Here is a 17,840-nt window from a genome sequence, read left to right as displayed (position 1 = left end):
CAAGGTGAGTCTATTTTATAGATTATGCAGCTTTTTATACATCCTTGATATAGCGCTGATTTCTCCGGGCATGAATGACCGCAGAATGTATAAAAAGCGCACATTTTATACATATGCTATAACCTTTATAAAATAGTATCAAAAATATATTGAAAAACTACACATTTTTAAATAATAACTACAACCGCTCCGCTCCTGCCACGCTAAAAGAGCGGTTGCCTGTAAAAATAAAGTTAATTCGCTTGTAGGCGCTTATAGTAACATTAGAAAGGGTAGTTATAAAGGGGAAGTTCTTTCTTATGGCATAATAAAGAACTAAAAAAGATCTGGAGCCGCTCTCCTGGTCTTTTTTTATGCTGTAACACCTGCATGAATCTTGTTCCATTTTTGGCGTGAAATGATTTTAGGAAAAACATCTTTTTGTCTGATGGCATTCTGCTCTTTACTGCCATTATATGAATTAAGGCCTGTATAGCTTTCTGTATCTAACATTCTTCTAATTGTAGTAGGTGTCCAGTTCTTATTGCTTTTTGTTTTAATACCTTCCTCATTAAGCTTCTTAGCAATCCGGTAGCAAGTACGGCCCTCTATAAATTCATCAAATACACGGTTTACAATGGCCGCCTGCTCTTTATTTATCCTAACCGCTCCGTTTCCTACCTCGTATCCATATGGAACCTGGCCGCCTGCATACTTATTTTTTAAAGCTGTAGAAAGTCTACCGCTCCTTGTCCGCTCGTTTATGACTTCCCTCTCGAACTCTCCAAAAGTAGAAAGAATCCCTAGCATCATACGCCCTATCATGGTACTTGTATCAAAAGATTCAGTAATACTTACAAAATCCATATTTAATTCCGCGAGCTCAACCTTAATGAATTGCAATAAGTTAAGCTGGTTTCTGTGCGCCCTATCCATTTTTAAAACGACTACACTTTCAAGTTCGCCCTTATGATCTGCAAGATATTCCATCATCTTTTTATATCTTGGTCTATTTATATTGCTTCCAGAAAACCCTTCGTCTCTAAAAATCTCAACTAACTCCCACTCTTGGGAGATACAATAAGCTTCTATTCTTTTTATTTGTTCCTCAATGGATGTATTTTCAATTTGTGAATCAGATGATACACGAACATAGCCAACAACTTTTTTCATTATGTAATTTTCCCCCATGTATTAAAACCGATTTTTGATACTTTTATTATAATTTATATGTGCAGTAATTCAAATTACTGTATACATAATATTTATATATCCGTTGATAAATAAGCTTTTTATTCTTTTTTTTATGAATGAAAAAGAACAAAAAGCATTTAAAAAAGAAAGGAAAAAAATTCTCTTGCTCGAATTATTGAAAATAACGCTGTATGATGTTTAAGGAGCGGAAGGCGAATACATAAGATTGGAGGCCACAAATGATTATTAACGATGATTATATGAATTCAGACGAAATATCAAAGCTCCTGGAATTAAGCGGAAGCAATGTAAGGAAATATTCTGCCGCGCTCGCAAAGAGCGGTTATGATTTCAAGACTGACAATAAGAAAAAGCGCTACTATACACATAGCGACTATGAAACATTGCAAAAGCTAAAATTCCTAGTTCAGCATAAAAATCTTTCTTTAGAAGTAGCTGCGAATACTATTGTTGAGGGATTGGAAAGGAACCGCTCCGCTAGCCGAGCACATAACGAGCATATGGAAAATGAAGAAAATAACCGCTCTTTAATTGCTCCGCAAGCTTCTGAAAAGTCACTCCCTCCGGAAGTCTTAGGAGCGCTAGCCGATCAGTTTAAACAGCAACAAGAGGTGAACAATCAGCTGTTAGGAATAATTGAAGAGTATAAGAGTGCCTTAAGTGATTCTAAAAATGATTTGAGGGAATTAGAGGAACAAAGGCGAGCGGATCGCGAGCAAACAAGCAAGCAACTGGAGCAGCTGCAAGCCAGTTTTGATAAGCAGGCTGAACAGATGAAAAAACATATAGAGAGCCGCGATAAAGAAATGATGGAATATATCCGCTCATCTCAAAAACAGCAGCAACAACATTTACTAGAAGCAGCGACAGCTCAGGAAAAAGAGACAGAAAATAAAAAAGGCTTCTTTGCTCGTCTTTTTGGGAACTAAGACAAGCATAGAAGCGCCGAAAATAAACAGTCTATTTCATTACAGTACCATTGTTTTATGAAATAGAGAAGGATAACTGAGTTATTCAATATTTCACGCTAAAAACCCTGCAAAAAACAGAAATGCCTGGATTTATACCAGGCATTTTTATTGTGTTCTTTCAATTAGTTCAACATAAGTTAAACTTATGTGAGCGATCAGAAGAGCGGAACACGAGCGTAAGTTAAACCTAAGTAAATCTAATCCACCTATGTTAACTAACTTTGTATATCATATACATCATTTTTGCAACTACTTCTTTACTAATTTCACCACAGTAGTACAAGAACATAAAAAACCTACTCCCTGTGCTTTGGGAATAGGTTAGATGACGTAAAATGTTTGAAACAATCTCCAATACGCTTTTTTATTTTATAACAACTTGATAGAGAAAGCACTTAAAATTTTTTCAGTTTGCTAATACCAATGATTTGTAGTTCCTGTTTCCACGTTTCATTTCAAGAAATGGTGCTAAAGTTGCTATCGGAATTAAAGGTGAATTTTCTAACATAAAAGAATATAAATTAAGGTGAAATGAATTAGTAATATCACTATTGGATGAGGTGGCTAAAATGTTAGTAAGAGGCATGATTGAAGCTATTAATGACAAGAAATTAAAGGTAAATGATCTTGCCAAAAAGTATGAGGTTTCAGACAGAACTATTCAGACAAAAATTAAGAAATTAGGTTTCGAGTGGGACAGTGTAGAAGGCAAGTATAACTTTGTAGGAACAGATGAATCTATATTTGATAAGGACATCGATGAAGTATTCAAGAAGAATAGTAAAACTACTAAACAATTAACGGGCACATTTCCTATTCAAAAGAGGGTGAAAAAGAATATTCGGACGGCTAATAAAGAAGTAGCAAGTTCAATTCAAAAAGTTAATAAAAATAGACCCGAAAAGGATAGCGATATTGATAACGAATCTATTATCAGGAAGAATATGAAAAAGAATAATAAAAAGAAGATTGATAACATTGATCGTCTGTTAGCTGGGAAGAAAGCAAAGCGAGAATTTAGGGGATTTTATTTGGATAACGATGTACTACAGATCATTGACAATGTAGACAGTGGAATTAAAAGTGAACTGGTGAATGAATGTTTAAGAAAGGTGTTCAAAGAGAAAGGACTTATCTGAGGTATATACAGCCTCGTGTAGACGTTTTGGATAAGAGAATAATATAAAACTAACCAAGACAAAAGACACTCCTTAGAGTGCCTTCTAGTCGGCTATTTTGACTTATTGAATCGTCTCTGTTGAAATTCCGCAATCTTAAACACCATTCTAGTGTAAAGATCAAGTGCGTAATCTACAGACACGTCAAACTTATCACTTGCCTTCACAGCAACTTCCCTATCGTGAATATCAGGGTCATATGTATCTAAAACTTTATCAAACTCATCCCGCATATAACGATAAATGTCTCTTTCCTCAGGATATCGGTCAATTAGTGCTTCAACCTCAGGGTCACGATCGTTTTCATCAAATCCAGCCATAATGTCACCACCTTTCAAGCAGTAACCTTCGACGAGAAAAGACTTTTTCCCTGCTTTCCTTTCAAAGTGTGACTAATAGCAGAGATTCACGAATAGGGTTAATCAAAAAATTAAAAGTAGTATCAGTATTTTCGCCTTGAAAAGGCTTTTACACACCTGCAGGTAATTTATAAATAATGTAAATGACGATATTATCAGTCTAAAAAAACGTTTTCATTACTTTTATTGCTAACAAAATAAAAGGCTACCTCAAGAAAAATAAGGCAGCCTTTCATTTACGTTTACAGTTTTAGATAAAAGGTTAATTGGAAAATAACCGGATTGTCACTATAACATATCTACATAAAAAATCAATTATTTAGAGTTTAAAGCATATGTATAAAAGGTGCGCTTTTTATACATTTTTCTGCTACTTAAGGCTTGGATAATCAGCGTTATATCAAGGATGTATAAAAAGCTGCATAAAGAAGAAACAAGGCCCCATCTAGAACCCTTCTCCCAAGAGGGTTCTTTTTGGTGGTGTGTTCCGGAAAGAGTGATTATGTTAACTACATATATATGACATGCAGTCTAAAAACAGAAAAAACTACCTGTCTGCTAGGGTAGTTTTTTCTGTTACCCATCTTTTATCAAAGGAAGGATGCCTTACGGCATCGTGAATAGTTTGCTCAAATTGTTAAATGTTATTCACATAGACAATTCACATAAAAACAAGTCAATGAATATAATGTAATTTGTATTCTTAGAACCATCCGTCTTTCTAAGAAAACACCTTCTTAACAGTATAGTGTCTATCTAAATACAAAAAACATTGGCTAATGCTTAGCCAATGTTTTTTGTATTTGTTGGGTCCTTTATTTTATCTATTATGATTAATAGCTATCTTTTATGAATGCCGAGAAAAGTCATTATGGTAACTAAATTTGTACATGATATACATGTTATTAATTGAAAATTGAATGAGAGTACTTCTCTAGGCGAGCATTTTTGGTACTTGTACATATGATGGAATTATATATGTATAGGGTGGTGAACTTTATGAGTGAAAGCAGTTCTTTTCCTTTTGGAGGTACCTTTGCTTTAATTGTTATCCTTTTTATTTTACTAGTAATTGTTGGTTGTTCTTGTTTTAAAGGTGGTTATTAATTAAAAGGCAAAGCCCTGTAAGATGAACAATTACAAGGCTTTGCTTTTTAATGTTAAAAACATGTATAAGTTATACATACAGTTTAAAAACAAAAAAACTACTGATGGACCCTAGTAGTTTTTTCTCTCATTTATAGAAATGGACAGAATGTTTCGTGGCATAATTTATGATATGTAAAGCTATTACAAGTGTTTAGACAAGTGCTGACATTATAAAAATTTTATTAACTTTGATTGATATATATAAAGAGAGGTGTAAAACCCTCTCAACTATTCCTCTAAAGTAAGTTCGAAAATAAGCTGGTAATTACGGTCATTTAAGTCGATTTCAATGATTTGAAAATCTTCTCCGTACCAATCCGTTTCAGTAATAATTAATTTGGCCGTAATGAAATAAAATTCATCTGAAAAATGAGGACGGAACGTGTTTCCTCCCTCTTTCCCTACTACCTTATACTTTTTGAATTCCCGCAAGTACAATTCTGCATAAAATGGATGGTCTTTCCAAAAAGATTTAGCGTTCTTTTCAACATTTGATTGGATATAGGTATCACGCTCTTTAGTGCTCATTTTCCTTATATGGCGAGGATAGTCTAAAATGTGACCCTCAATAAATGATCCCTTTTCATCACGAAAGAAATCACCATACAGCCCTTCAATCGAAAAATCATCAATATGAGCTTTGATACCAAAATCCTCTTGTTCTTCTAGTTCTCGGTTAACAAGAATAGTAAGGACTTCTTTTTCGTTCTCAGCTTTAGCAACAGCAAAAAAGGACATACCTGCATTGATAGCAAATAGTTTGGTCACATTGTGCCCCCCGGATTTTAATTTGGTAGTCTTTCCCACAGTATTCAAGTTTCCCACTATAGGTGATTGTTTTATGGTTTACTTTTAATAAGTGAAGGAAACCCTCCCTAGTTACTCAGGTGTTATCATTCAGAAGTATGTTTTAAATAAACATACTTTATTAATATTTTATCTCCTAAGAGATTTCTACGCGTTTTGATTAAGAAACTGATCCTTTTAACTGGTCATGTTGACGCAGTAAATCTTGCTCCCCTGGGTTTAGTGCTTTTCCTATATCATGTTTCAACTGTGCCATTTCTAACGAACTGTACGTAGAACTGTGCTCTTGTAACAAGCTTTCTTCTTCTGGCGTTAACTCTTGCCCCAAATCTTGCTTTAATTGAATCATTTCAAGCTGTTGATCCAGAGAAATAGTTGCTTCCTGTGTACACTCATTTTGCTTCTGTTCAGCTTGTAACCAGGCAGGAACCACTTCCTTACGGATGATATGTTTAGGCGTAAATGATGCTGCTGTTTCGGCTTCAGTATGTATGTCTGACTCAGATGATTGTTCTTCTGTATTCCCTTTTAGTAGATTGGTAAATTGATTATAAGCAATTTGATAAACAAGACGACACATTTCATCCAGTGAGAGGGTAGTCCCCTTATGATTCGCCTCATGGACATATTTATCTAAGCCTACAATGGCTGTATAAGCGACTTCATGTACTTGCTCTTTGATAATCTCAATCTCCGTATCTCGTTTCACAGCTTTTGAGGCATTTTGAATACGGGCATAAAAATCTTTTAGTTGATGACCATATTTGCCTGCATACACGTTATTTACTTTCTTAGGCACACCTTTGATATAAGAGAATGACTGTGAAGCAGACATTAAATGATTATTTATATGATTTACAGGTAAATCAAGGTTAATAAAGGCATTGGACGTTTTTTGGCCCTCTAAGCTTGCTGTATCAACGTTTTCAGCACGTTCAGGAGTTGTCACAGGAGTTGTCACAGGAGTTGTCATTTCTTCTTGTTGAAGCGTTTGTACACCTGTTGTATCATGTGCAAAAAAGATCTCATCGCAAATTCGATTAAAATTCTTATGGTTTTTAAGGACAAATACATAGCTGTCAGGGTGAGCACCTGTTGTATCTTCTTTAATGTAACGTGCTACAAGTATAAAGGGTGTATCTTTTAATGATTTCACAAAACGAGAAACCGTACTTTTTGATGCGTTAAATTTTTTCATCAGTGTTTCTGACCGGATCGCTTGGATACCCGTAGCTACAAGATTATAAATTACATAATCTAACATTTCCATTCGTTTTTTAGGGAATTCTTTATGTAAGGCTAGTTGTTGTTGTTTAAAGTAAGTACGAAGTGTTTCTAGAAATTCTTCTTTTTTTGTACGAAGGGTAGCTTTTTGTTGCCATAACCATTTTAATTGTCCATTGAAGGTATCTACATCTTTTAAATAGCAAGTCAATATCTTGTTCATCTGTTCATCTTCTCCTTTAAGGAATACAAAAAAGACATTGTCTCCCTGATGAAAGGAAAACAATGTCTTGATTTAGATGAACGAAGCTCTTGAAATAGATGTCAATTTCATATAAAATAAAAACATAAGTTTTATCTTATCGATAATGAAACTATTAACAAGAGACTTCGACAAGTGTTTTCCCTACTGTGTATAGGGTGAACGGTTTAAGAGTGTTCCTGCACTACTTAAACAGTTGAAGTCTTTTTTCTATCCGCACGTTTTTGTTAGTTTTATTATAGCGTTAAGTAGTCTCATAATTCAATAAAAATTAGCAAAATATATCAAAACAAGTATATTTAGCTATGAATATTGTTATATGGCTGTAGAAATCAATTTCGCTATATATAACACTTCAAGCTAAGGAGAAGAGTTATGCATACATATACATGGAGTTTTCAGTTAAGATTCTAATAAGTCTAAACTTACTTGGCTTTTATGGTATTTTTATAGACTTTGGCGGATTAGCTGAAGCCTATGGTTGAAAGAGGATATAGCTATATCTTAATTCATCGGACAAGTTCCTCGACGATTTTAAGATGTTTTTTTGCTTAATCTGATAGTGTAACTTTTGAATTAAGTATAGTAAAAGACATTATTCTTTTGTAGATGCTGCTTCTTGCATTGTTTTCTTTTTCTGAGTTATCACAACATCATGATGCAAAATCTTCTCTTTGTTTTTTCCTACATACGCTTGCAACGCCTTCGCAATCTTTTCAGCTTCTTCTTCACTTTGAATTTCAAAATATTTCTCGAAAATTGCGCCAACTTGAATCAGTCGTCGTGTTCTCTCTTTTCTCTCTTTTTCTTTTTTACGCGCTTCAACTTGTTGTTTCTTCGCTTTCATCTTCTCAATTTTCTCTTCTAACTCCTGAAGAATCTCCTCATCTGTTCGTTTCTTTGGCACCCATTCCCATCTCCTTTTACTGTTCTCTAATGTTTGTTTTAATTGTATCAAAAATTGAGATGAATTGGTATCCTTAGCATAGATTCTCTCACCAGTATATGGTATAATTCCCTTAGATCGAAGAGATAAGGGCGCACTTATACATCGTACCGATGTGTGCGGTTCCTTCGGAACGAAAAGACAAAAACAAAGACCCATTCGCCTAGATGGCGAATTTCATAAAACCTGTTTGCCTATCGGCAAAGATGAAATCATCATCTGCCACCTTCGGTGTTCATGATGCTGATTTCATCTAAAGCATTGATTAGCGCATCTTGTGCTCTCATCAACTTATTCCTAACCCACTAACCCATTCACAAGAAAGGAGGAAAGAATCATGGCTATTTACCATCTATCGATGCAAATTATCAGCCGTTCAAAAGGACAATCAGCTGTTGCTGCAGCTGCTTATCGTAGTGGCGAAAAACTACATGATGAACGTACAGACGAGCAGAAGTTTTATGCTCGTGATGTAAAACCTGAAACCATGATTCTGACTCCTTCTAATGCGCCAGAATGGATGAAAGATAGAAACCGTTTATGGAATGAAGTTGAGAAAGTTGAGAAGCGCAAAGACTCACAACTCGCACGTGAGTTAAATATTGCATTGCCAATTGAACTGAGTCATGACCAACAAAAAGAACTCATTCAAGCCTTTGCACAAAATGAGTTTGTTCAAAAAGGGATGGTCGCTGATATTGCCATTCATCGCGACGATAAAAATAACCCTCATGCTCACATCATGTTAACCATGAGAAACCTGGATCAAGATGGATTCGGCAAAAAAAATCGTGACTGGAATGCCGATTTTGCGAATGCAAAAGAAAACAATCGTGGGTACGTCAAAAGCAGCCAAGCCTGCTTATCCATTCGTGAACAATGGGCCAACTATGCAAATCAAGCACTAGAACAAGTTCAGATTAATGAACGTATTACCCATCTTTCTCATAAAAAACGTGGACTCGAAACCTTACCAATGGTTCACTTAGGCCATGTCGCACATGATATGGAGAAGAAAGGGAAGAAAACAGATCGTGGCCAGATCAATAGAGACCGCCAAAACTACAATAAGGCCGTGGTTGATTTACAAGCCTACCGTCGCCAAAAAGAAGAACATTTAAAGAAAATGAAGGAAAAAGAGAAGCAATTCAGCTTTTCTACAGATATAGAGAAAACCTATATTCAAAAAGCTGCGTCTCTTGTAGATCAAAAGGTTATTACCTTAGAGGACATTACAGCACGCCATGAAGAACTACGTAAAATGAGTGATCGTCATGATCCCATTGAACGACACTTCCATGCACAACAACAACAATTCCTAAATGTCAGCAATTACTATGATCGTGTGAGCGATTTAGAGCGTGAAATCCAACAGAACGAAGAAAAAGTAGAGGAACTTAAGAAGTCCCTTAATCCGTTTAAACTCAAAGAGAATAACATGATGAAACGACGTCATCTTGATAAAATTTCTGATTTAGAAAGTAACAAAGAAAGCTATGAAAGCAGCATTCATGAGCATAAAGAATCTCTTCGTTTTTCAAGCAAAGAAGAATTTTATCAGCGTTACCAAGAATTCTCCCAAAAGAAAGAAGATCGACTCAATCAGATTACGTATGAGAAAAAACAAATCCAAGTCGAAACTAGGGTCTTGTTACAGGCTGAGGATGCCATCAAAATGGCCAAAATCCGTGAGATAAGCTCTTATTATCCGGATCTCAAAACAGCTGGCAAGTATCTCACGTACAGCAATGCATTAAGACTGGAGCAGTATCACGATACTGCTCAACAAAATCAGTTTAGAATATCTAACATCAAACAAAGTCTAGATGCTAACCAAAAGAAGCTAGACGAGTTCAAAAAACATCAGAAAATGGTTCTTATAGAGAAAGAACATGTCTCAACTATGAGTAAAGAAGTAGAGAAGCTTGGCAGCGTGGAGAAAAAGCTTAATGAATTAGACAGAAACCCAGGAGAAAAAGCCAAACGACTTGTCTCGAAAAAAGCTCGTCAAGATTATGAAGAATTGCAAAGTGAAGCTAAATATGGACGTGAAAACCTAAAAGAACTGGGCTATAAAGGACAACAAGATTTACAACAACAACAAAGTCGTATGAACACAATGGAGAAAACAGTCGTCCCATGGTTAGAAAAAGAAATAAAAACACATGAAAGCAACATAAACGCTTTAGATACGGTTTTTAATGCTATACAACAAGCCTATCGTAGTGAAGAACATGCTCAACAAAGACAGCAATTAGGAAAAATGAGAAGTACAAATATAAATAGAGCAAAGAATAAAGGTCCAGATCTTAGCCGTTAAATATAAAAAATTGCCTTAAGGCAATTAGAAACAACTTAAAGTTGTTATTGCTCCTAAGGATAAGATTTCTGACCGAAAATCAAGTTGAATCTCTTTGAAATCCATATTAGCTTAACGATTCTAGAATGAATTGAGTATGAATATTTTTAAACGATGTACTAGTTCATGAAGGGATGGTAATATGTCAATCATATTGGTTTATGGAGGTTCTATTGACGGTTCAATGAAATCAATCATTAGTGGTGTTGATCCAAGTATTGGTTCGTTATATGATCGCTTACAGGTTGCCCAATTTGATAATATTTTTAACGTTTTATCCTTGTATGGTGTCTCTGCTCTCCGAGATGTGGTCACAACAAGTGGAAGTGGAAATGTGACCAATAATGGGGATGGTTATGTTTTAACTACTACTGCTTTAGCAAACGATTCTGCTATTTTAGATACAGCAGAACGTGGTCGATTTAATAGTGGGACGGCCTTTGAAACAGGTGTAACTGTTCAAATTCCTTCTCCACCAACAGGAAATCAAAGGATAACATGGGGGATATTCGATAATAATAATGGTCTGTATTTTGGTCAGGATACTGGCGGAATCTTTATTGCAGCAAGGAGAAATGGAAATGAGAGCGTTAAAGTTTATCAGTCCCAATGGAATGTCGATAAATTAGATGGAACTGGACCAAGTAAGTTAACGTTGAATCCCAGTAACGGATACATATACCAAATTAGATTTGGAAGCAATTTTGGTATTGTCGAATATCGAGTAGTTATAATTGATCCCACTACTAATTTAGAAATGCCAATAGCATGTCATAGACAGTCTACTATATCACAACCTATAGTGGGAGATTCTAACCAACCAGTTCGTGTCCAAATTCAAAATAATTCTACAGCACAATCCTTTACTGCTAATGTAAGAGGGAGATATTATGCTAACTTAGGTACAGCAAAGCCATCGAATCGTATGACCTCAGAGCGTAGATTAAGTGTTTCCACTAATAATACTACTTTTATTCCACTTGTTAGTTTTCAAAGAAAAGCGACATTTCCATCGGGAGCAACCAAAAGCAACTCTATAAATGTAACCGTTAATGGTTTTGATCTTATTGCTTCAACGGATATCGCTTGGCAATTACGCCAAGGATCAACCCTTACTGGAGCGAATTGGGTTAATCCAAGTGATACTTTATCTAATGAAACTTGTTGTCTTGCAGATACATCAGCCACAGCAATTAATTTATCAACAGGTATAAAAATAATGGGAGGTCTTTCTGCTTCCGGTACACATACTACCTTAACATCATTCCCAGTAGACATAGTCATGACTGGAGATACTCCTGTAACACTATGTGTACGAAATATAACCTCAAATACAGGAACAGTCAGTGCGGTTCTCCGTGTCCATGAAGAATGGTAAGTAAGGGAAAAAGTATAATCTTATTTTTCAATAATAAGAAAAAAGGAAACACAACAAGGACCTGCTTTGTTGTGTTTCCTTTTTTAACTTTACTAAGTGTTAACTACAGTAGTAACAGCCAATGTGCTGGTTGGTGTTGAGGTAGAAGTTGCAGTTTGGGTAACAAATTCTACAACTACGGGTGCTCCCACTGTTACCTCATCGTCAATATTTAAAGCAGTGGTTGATAAAGTGTATACACTAGAAGGCTGTATTACCCCATTGATATAGACGTTGGCATAAGAATTAGCTGTTACAGCAGGCAAAGTAGTGATTGCTGCTCCTGTATCATCAATAAAGTTCGCTGCAGGTATGGATGTGATTCCTCCAGCGACCATTGGTGCTGTTACAAATACTGTAAACCTTGCAGGTACAGGGGTCACACTTGTTGCTGTTGCTACTGTAATACCTCCAGTAACTGTACTAGTCGCTGTAAAAACGGGTTTAATAATAGGCATGTACTTTATTCTCCTTTCTAAACATTTGAGATAGAAAGAATACTAAATATTCCTTCTATCTATTCATAGTCAAGCTTTGATTACCTGCAACTGTCAAATGTCTATATAGGTAGTCCCCATTTTATAAATTTTGTTAAATAATACTATATGCTAGGTATTGCGCCGTTTCTAAATTAAAAAAGAAGAATACTAAATAGAGAACAAGCTTTATTCAAAAACAAGAAGATAAGAAAATCTATATAGTTTTATCCTCTATTTTCTCCTTGTTTATAGAAGAGAGGATCCCAGAAAAACGGATAGAAGAACCTTTAAAAAGGAGGAAAGATAAATGCCTATTGTTAAACCTTTTATGAACTCTTTAAGATTTAGCACTACAGCAGGAGCTGGTACAGGCACTGGCGCTGCGTATAATATTCTTGCTACAGCTTTTACTACTGATGCTGGTGCAGCTGCTACTGCTTTTCCAGCTTCTCCTGCCTATTATAATCTCTATATTAATGGCCAAATTCAAACAGGCGATACTTCTGCTGCTACCACTACTGCTATTACTATTCCAGATGGAGATACACTTGCAGCTGCCACCCCTATTGTGGTTGAGTTTGTTGTAAACTAGACATATTTAATTTCGAACTGATTCTCAATTAAGAAAATCAGTTCCTCTTTTTAAAGCTCTACCATACTTAATTTGGTTTCTTCTTTAATCTTTACATATAACAAAATATAAAACCTTTATTATAACTACTTATTAATTAATATAAATTGAAGTGTAATTGGAACATCTTCTGCTGGAACATCTTCTGTTAATAGAGTTAATTTGTCCTCTTCAACCTTATAATTAGACTGAGGTTGAATAATACCATTAATGAATAAATTGATATAAGAAACTTCACTTGGTGCTAATATCTTAGTTATCCCATATTTAGCAAATCCATCATTGTTAGTGTATACACGTTTTTCCCCATCCGAGAAAGTAAAATACAATAAGTTAGTTGTTGGAATTAAACCTGAAATGGGCGGACCCTGTGGACCTTGTGGGCCTGGCGGACCCTGTGGACCTTGTGGGCCTGGCGGACCCTGTGGACCTTGTGGGCCTGGCGGACCCTGTGGACCTCGTGGGCCTGGCGAACCCTGTGGACCTCGTGGGCCTGGCGAACCCTGTGGACCTTGTGGGTCTGACGAACATCGTGAACTCCGTGGGTCTGATCGATCATATAATACCTTATGACAATGCGTTTTTCGTTTCTTTTTTTTACGATATATCTCCTTACAACGAGAATATTTACATTTCATTTTTTATCACTCCCCCTTTTCCCTTATTATCATGCTTTAATTTATTCAAAGATTATATGAAAGGGAATAAGACATATCTAAAGGATCCAGTAATCATAAAAACCATTGGCTAAGCCTTAGCCAATGGTTTTTATGATTAGATAGATACTGTTAAGAAGGTGTTTTCTCAGAAAGACGGATGATTCTAAGAATATAAATTACATTCTATTCATTGACTTATTTCTAGGTGAATTGTCTATGCGAATAACATTTAACAATTTGAGCAAACTACACAAGATGTCACAAAACATTGACTCATACAACTAAATTCTGCAACAGAAAAAACCTACCTCTTTTGACTGGGAAGAGATAGGTTTTTCTGTTTTTAGTCTGTATACACTATATATATTTATTTAACTCCCGCTTTCTTCAAAGCATAAGCAACTTCTTTTGCAAATTCTATTGGATTTTGAACTGATTCAAGATGTACATAGATAAGTCTCGGTTCTTCAAATAACCAGTGATTGTGTATAGCTGTAACTAGTATTTGTTCACTCTTTTTGATTTCTTGAAGAAAAGGGTTTACTTCTTCTTGTGAAAAAACAAGTTCTGCTAAATTCAAAGTTTTATCCTTTTTAGCAACAGGTTCGAAACTAAACTCTAAAGCAATTACCAAATCTGAACTTGTAGGATGACCAAGAATGGTAGGCTTTAAATTTTTTCTCTCCCGTGTTACCTTACATAAGTTCTTTTTTTGCTCAGCTTCACCTTTAAGAATGTTCGCCAATTCTTCACAAAGACATTTTTCTTTAGCCAAGAAATTCACCTCCTTAATAAATAAGATATGTATATAAAAGGGGACAAGCATAGGTATATATCCAATGAAACTAGCCTTTTTTTCCTTTAAGATGTATATCATGTTCATCCTTTAGGCTAGTTAGGTTTTATGAATAAAACGTTATTAGCAGAGCAAACTACACCAGATGTCGCGGAGCATCGACCTAGTAAGATAAATACACATGGCAGAAAAAACTACTTCCCGGACTCAGAAGTAGTTTTTTTCTGCTTTGATACTGTATACCGTATACATGTTTAGTTAACATAATGAATTTTATCGGCATCAAAAGCCCCTTCAATTATCGAAGGGGCTTTTGATTTTAGTAGCATACTTTTAACAGCTACTCTCTTCTCAACAGCAGGTCCCACAGGTGTTACATTAGCAATTATTAGGACACAGTGATACCACCAAAAGACTATAGTAGGTAAACACACAAGCCATATTCCTTCTTTTTAATAGTTATATAGTATCTTACTAAAAAGAAGGTGAATATCTATGGGTAATTCCAATAAAAGTCGTGATTTTTGTCCTCATTGTTGTTCAAGTCCTTGTTGTTGTCATTGTCCAAAAGGGTCAAGAGGTCCACAAGGGCCACCAGGAGCAAGAGGACTACGAGGCCCACAGGGTGCGACAGGACCTCGAGGTTTACCAGGACCTCCTGGAATCGGTATACCTGGTCCTGCCGGCGTCGCGGGTCCTCCAGGTGCGCCCGGGCTACAAGGGGAACCAGGTCCCGCAGGAGCACAAGGTATACAAGGTCCAATCGGACCTCAAGGACCACAGGGGGAAATTGGTCCTCAAGGAATTCAAGGAGAAATTGGTCCTGCCGGCGTCGCGGGTCCTCCAGGTGCGCCCGGGCTACAAGGGGAACCAGGTCCCGCAGGAGCACAAGGTATACAAGGTCCAATCGGACCTCAAGGACCACAGGGGGAAATTGGTCCTCAAGGAATTCAAGGAGAAATTGGTCCTGCCGGCGTGGCGGGCCCTCCAGGTGCGCCTGGACCTCAAGGGCCACAAGGGGAACCGGGTCCCGCAGGAGCACAAGGTATACAAGGTCCAATCGGACCTCAAGGACCACAGGGGGAAATTGGTCCTCAAGGAATTCAAGGAGAAATTGGTCCGGCAGGACCTGCTGGTCCTGCCGGCGTGGCGGGCTCTCCAGGTGCGCCTGGACCTCAAGGGCCACAAGGGGAACCGGGTCCCGCAGGAGCACAAGGTATACAAGGTCCAATGGGACCTCAAGGACTCCCTGGTGGTGTATTAGCTTTTGCAGACTTCTACGCTTTAATGCCACCTGATAATGCAGTACCTGTTGCACCAGGTTCGGATGTCGATTTTCCGAACGATGGACCAAACGGTGGAGCACAAATTTTCCGTACGGGTGCGGATACGTTTAATTTATCTGCAATCGGCGTGTATCAAGTATTATTCCAAGTGGGCGTGGACGAAGCGGGTCAATTGGTTTTAACTCTTAATTCGGGAGCGGGAGCTGCTGAATTAGCGTATACAGTAGTCGGTCGAGCAACGGGTACGTCTCAGATCGTGGGATTAGCTCTTGTCCAAACATCCGTCGTCAATTCAATCCTTACCGTGCGAAACCCTGCTTCCGAACCAACAGCACTAACCATTACACCACTTGCTGGAGGAACAGAACCTGTTTCCGCACATTTAGTTATCACAAGATTGGCATAAATGCATAAACTATAAAAACATTAAAATCCTCTTCAATGATTAACTGAAGAGGATTTTGATGTGTGATTAGTGTATTCCGAAGGGAATTAAGATGATGATTATATTAACTACCAAATTAATTATATTCAGTAGCCTACTTTAAGTGAATTGTCCATTATGAATAACATTTAAAAATTTGACCAACCTGCAGGAGTTTTTTCTGTTTTTGGGCTGTATACGATATGCAAATCTAGTTAACATAATGTACTTTATCGGCAACCATAAACAAATAGCAGCTTGAATTAAGCTGCTATTTGTTATACATACTTTTCCTTTATCTGAGCATTCTACTTAAGAAAACCTAAAATGTTCACTCCAATATATAAAGGTGGATTCAATATAAATGAATTACAAAATTCGTAAAGTCTTTGGTGTAATCCTTGGTGTTTCTGCTATTCCTTTTGCTATCCTCTTTCTTACTGACTGTTTAATTCGAACATCCCGCAAAAATTAATTTACATCCCTTCTCTAATTACAAACGTATAATGAATAGTATCTTGAGCAAACTACCGATGAAGCCGGCAAGCTTTTAGTAAAAACTATAAAAACAGAAAAAACTACTGGGAATAGCAGTAGTTTTTTCTGTTTTCAGCCTGTATAAGATATACAAAGGTAGTTAACATAATGTCTCTTTCCGGAACACAGCAAAACAACACAAAAAACATATACATAAAATAAAAGAAAAGAAGAGATAAAACTCTATAAACATTGATATAACAACATTTCTGTGAATTAACTATAATCGTATACGTTATAAACTATAATCGTATTTATTATAAGTTATAATTACATACGTTACAGACAATAATCATATTTGTTATAAAATATAATCTGAAATAGATTATAAAAATAAACAAAACACCTTGAAATCATCTAATTTTTATAATACGATACAGATTATAAATTATAATGTAGAAGAGGTGTGAATTTGAAAACTTGGGAAAAGGATTTAATCGGAGATACACAAAGAAAAAAATCAATAAGGAAGTTAAAGAAACAGTTACTAATGATGATGGGGAAAAGCTATTTCAAAGACATATCGAAGAATCATACGTTTCAAAAGAACCTGATTACGTAAAAATTTATTTAGATAATATCTTACAGATAAATAACCTATCAAGTGGTATTCAGAAGACATTAAACGTTCTTCTAAAAAGAATGGCCTATGATAACATCGTTGTTTTAAATGCATACATAAAAAAACAAATGGCTGAAGAATTGGGGTTTAATACAGTCCAAAGTTTAAATAACAACATCAATAAACTTGTTAAAGAAGGGATTATGATTAGAAAAGGAACTGGAACTTATGAAATGAATCCATTTCTATTTGGTAGAGGATCTTGGGATAATATTAAGAAGATTAGATTCCAAGTAATCTTTGAAGAAGGGAAAATCAGTCAAAAAGCAGATTTTGACTATAAAGATGAAGTTGCTATATCTCATGAAGAAAAAACTACTGATTAGACATAAGTTCTTACGAACTTGAGCAAACTACTCAAGACGCCATAAGGCTTCAGTCATCTGGTTAAATAAATGTAGCAGAAAAAACCTACCTCTTTTGACTGGGAAGAGATAGGTTTTTCTGTTTTTTAAGCTGTATATGGTATGCATTTGTAGTTAACATAATGTCTCTTTCCGGTACACAACTCAAAAAAGAACCCTTGTGGCAGTAAGGGTT

17 protein-coding genes are annotated in these 17,840 nt (G+C 36.1%); 9 read left to right on the top strand and 8 right to left on the bottom strand.

Translation table 11 applies throughout. The annotated features are described in order from the left end of the window. Positions 1-351 precede the first annotated feature (351 nt). Entirely contained in the window at positions 352-1,152 is an 801-nt protein-coding gene (locus tag Q5794_RS31620; protein ID WP_374989678.1) for a recombinase family protein, read from the bottom strand. A 260-nt stretch (positions 1,153-1,412) separates the two neighbouring features. Between Q5794_RS31620 and Q5794_RS31615 the strand changes: the two genes are divergently transcribed. Both Q5794_RS31615 and Q5794_RS31610 read left to right on the top strand, forming a co-directional pair. Next, a complete protein-coding gene (locus tag Q5794_RS31615) occupies positions 1,413-2,123 on the top strand; it encodes a hypothetical protein (protein WP_374989677.1) in 711 nt (236 codons plus the stop codon). Between the two features lie 611 nt (positions 2,124-2,734). Continuing rightward, positions 2,735-3,304: a hypothetical protein gene (locus Q5794_RS31610; protein ID WP_374989676.1), complete on the top strand. Its 570-nt coding sequence runs from the start codon at positions 2,735-2,737 to the stop codon at positions 3,302-3,304. A 92-nt stretch (positions 3,305-3,396) separates the two neighbouring features. Here the strand turns inward: Q5794_RS31610 and Q5794_RS31605 are convergent, their stop codons facing one another. Next, complete coding sequence (locus tag Q5794_RS31605) at positions 3,397-3,663, bottom strand: hypothetical protein (protein ID WP_223272437.1); 267 nt, start codon at positions 3,661-3,663, stop codon at positions 3,397-3,399. Positions 3,664-4,701: 1,038 nt separating this feature from the next. Between Q5794_RS31605 and Q5794_RS31600 the strand changes: the two genes are divergently transcribed. Next, positions 4,702-4,809 carry a YjcZ family sporulation protein gene (locus Q5794_RS31600; RefSeq protein ID WP_214987876.1) on the top strand — a complete coding sequence of 36 codons (108 nt, stop codon included), beginning with the start codon at positions 4,702-4,704 and terminating at the stop codon, positions 4,807-4,809. 270 nt (positions 4,810-5,079) lie between these two features. On the opposite strand, the gene Q5794_RS31595 is transcribed toward Q5794_RS31600, so the two are convergent. The 3 genes from Q5794_RS31595 to Q5794_RS31585 form a co-directional block, all read right to left on the bottom strand. Then, positions 5,080-5,619, bottom strand: a complete 540-nt coding sequence (locus tag Q5794_RS31595) for a hypothetical protein (protein WP_374989675.1) — start codon at positions 5,617-5,619, stop codon at positions 5,080-5,082. Positions 5,620-5,818: 199 nt separating this feature from the next. Then, entirely contained in the window at positions 5,819-7,105 is a 1,287-nt protein-coding gene (locus Q5794_RS31590) for a replication protein (protein WP_374989674.1), read from the bottom strand. A gap of 634 nt (positions 7,106-7,739) precedes the next feature. Continuing rightward, entirely contained in the window at positions 7,740-8,051 is a 312-nt protein-coding gene (locus Q5794_RS31585) for a hypothetical protein (protein WP_374989673.1), read from the bottom strand. Positions 8,052-8,427: 376 nt separating this feature from the next. On the opposite strand from Q5794_RS31585, the gene mobQ reads away from it, so the two are divergent. Both mobQ and Q5794_RS31575 read left to right on the top strand, forming a co-directional pair. Continuing rightward, positions 8,428-10,410 (top strand): MobQ family relaxase, encoded by a 1,983-nt coding sequence (gene mobQ / locus Q5794_RS31580; RefSeq protein WP_374989684.1) that lies wholly within the window; start codon positions 8,428-8,430, stop codon positions 10,408-10,410. A gap of 181 nt (positions 10,411-10,591) precedes the next feature. Beyond that, positions 10,592-11,827 carry a hypothetical protein gene (locus Q5794_RS31575; RefSeq protein ID WP_374989683.1) on the top strand — a complete coding sequence of 412 codons (1,236 nt, stop codon included), beginning with the start codon at positions 10,592-10,594 and terminating at the stop codon, positions 11,825-11,827. Between the two features lie 92 nt (positions 11,828-11,919). Here the strand turns inward: Q5794_RS31575 and Q5794_RS31570 are convergent, their stop codons facing one another. After that, complete coding sequence (locus tag Q5794_RS31570) at positions 11,920-12,324, bottom strand: DUF4183 domain-containing protein (protein WP_374989682.1); 405 nt, start codon at positions 12,322-12,324, stop codon at positions 11,920-11,922. A gap of 328 nt (positions 12,325-12,652) precedes the next feature. Between Q5794_RS31570 and Q5794_RS31565 the strand changes: the two genes are divergently transcribed. Further along, complete coding sequence (locus Q5794_RS31565; RefSeq protein ID WP_214987864.1) at positions 12,653-12,937, top strand: DUF4183 domain-containing protein; 285 nt, start codon at positions 12,653-12,655, stop codon at positions 12,935-12,937. Between the two features lie 125 nt (positions 12,938-13,062). Here the strand turns inward: Q5794_RS31565 and Q5794_RS31560 are convergent, their stop codons facing one another. Beyond that, the gene (locus tag Q5794_RS31560; RefSeq protein WP_340429947.1) at positions 13,063-13,305 is read right to left on the bottom strand and encodes a DUF4183 domain-containing protein; all 243 of its coding nucleotides are present in this window, start codon (positions 13,303-13,305) and stop codon (positions 13,063-13,065) included. A gap of 41 nt (positions 13,306-13,346) precedes the next feature. Here Q5794_RS31560 and Q5794_RS31555 point away from each other — a divergent pair, with 41 nt between their 5' ends. Continuing rightward, positions 13,347-13,727 (top strand): hypothetical protein, encoded by a 381-nt coding sequence (locus tag Q5794_RS31555; RefSeq protein ID WP_374989685.1) that lies wholly within the window; start codon positions 13,347-13,349, stop codon positions 13,725-13,727. A gap of 275 nt (positions 13,728-14,002) precedes the next feature. On the opposite strand, the gene Q5794_RS31550 is transcribed toward Q5794_RS31555, so the two are convergent. Continuing rightward, entirely contained in the window at positions 14,003-14,410 is a 408-nt protein-coding gene (locus tag Q5794_RS31550) for a DUF1259 domain-containing protein (RefSeq protein WP_374989681.1), read from the bottom strand. A gap of 516 nt (positions 14,411-14,926) precedes the next feature. On the opposite strand from Q5794_RS31550, the gene Q5794_RS31545 reads away from it, so the two are divergent. After that, a complete protein-coding gene (locus Q5794_RS31545; RefSeq protein WP_374989680.1) occupies positions 14,927-16,123 on the top strand; it encodes a collagen-like protein in 1,197 nt (398 codons plus the stop codon). Between the two features lie 975 nt (positions 16,124-17,098). Next, entirely contained in the window at positions 17,099-17,626 is a 528-nt protein-coding gene (locus Q5794_RS31540) for a replication/maintenance protein RepL (protein WP_374989679.1), read from the top strand. Positions 17,627-17,840: the final 214 nt, after the last annotated feature.

This window comes from Priestia megaterium, assembly GCF_041941685.1.
GTDB classification, from domain to species: Bacteria; Bacillota; Bacilli; order Bacillales; family Bacillaceae_H; genus Priestia; species Priestia megaterium_C.
This window is presented reverse-complemented; position numbering and strand designations above follow the sequence as displayed.

Bases quoted from the DNA above. Each gene is read 5' to 3' on its own strand.
- Q5794_RS31620 (WP_374989678.1), bottom strand. From the start codon at position 1,152: ATGAAAAAAGTTGTTGGCTATGTTCGTGTATCATCTGATTCACAAATT.
- Q5794_RS31615 (WP_374989677.1), top strand. From the start codon at position 1,413: ATGATTATTAACGATGATTATATGAATTCAGACGAAATATCAAAGCTC.
- Q5794_RS31610 (WP_374989676.1), top strand. From the start codon at position 2,735: ATGTTAGTAAGAGGCATGATTGAAGCTATTAATGACAAGAAATTAAAG.
- Q5794_RS31605 (WP_223272437.1), bottom strand. From the start codon at position 3,663: ATGGCTGGATTTGATGAAAACGATCGTGACCCTGAGGTTGAAGCACTA.
- Q5794_RS31600 (WP_214987876.1), top strand. From the start codon at position 4,702: ATGAGTGAAAGCAGTTCTTTTCCTTTTGGAGGTACCTTTGCTTTAATT.
- Q5794_RS31590 (WP_374989674.1), bottom strand. From the start codon at position 7,105: ATGAACAAGATATTGACTTGCTATTTAAAAGATGTAGATACCTTCAAT.
- mobQ (WP_374989684.1), top strand. From the start codon at position 8,428: ATGGCTATTTACCATCTATCGATGCAAATTATCAGCCGTTCAAAAGGA.
- Q5794_RS31575 (WP_374989683.1), top strand. From the start codon at position 10,592: ATGTCAATCATATTGGTTTATGGAGGTTCTATTGACGGTTCAATGAAA.
- Q5794_RS31570 (WP_374989682.1), bottom strand. From the start codon at position 12,324: ATGCCTATTATTAAACCCGTTTTTACAGCGACTAGTACAGTTACTGGA.
- Q5794_RS31565 (WP_214987864.1), top strand. From the start codon at position 12,653: ATGCCTATTGTTAAACCTTTTATGAACTCTTTAAGATTTAGCACTACA.
- Q5794_RS31545 (WP_374989680.1), top strand. From the start codon at position 14,927: ATGGGTAATTCCAATAAAAGTCGTGATTTTTGTCCTCATTGTTGTTCA.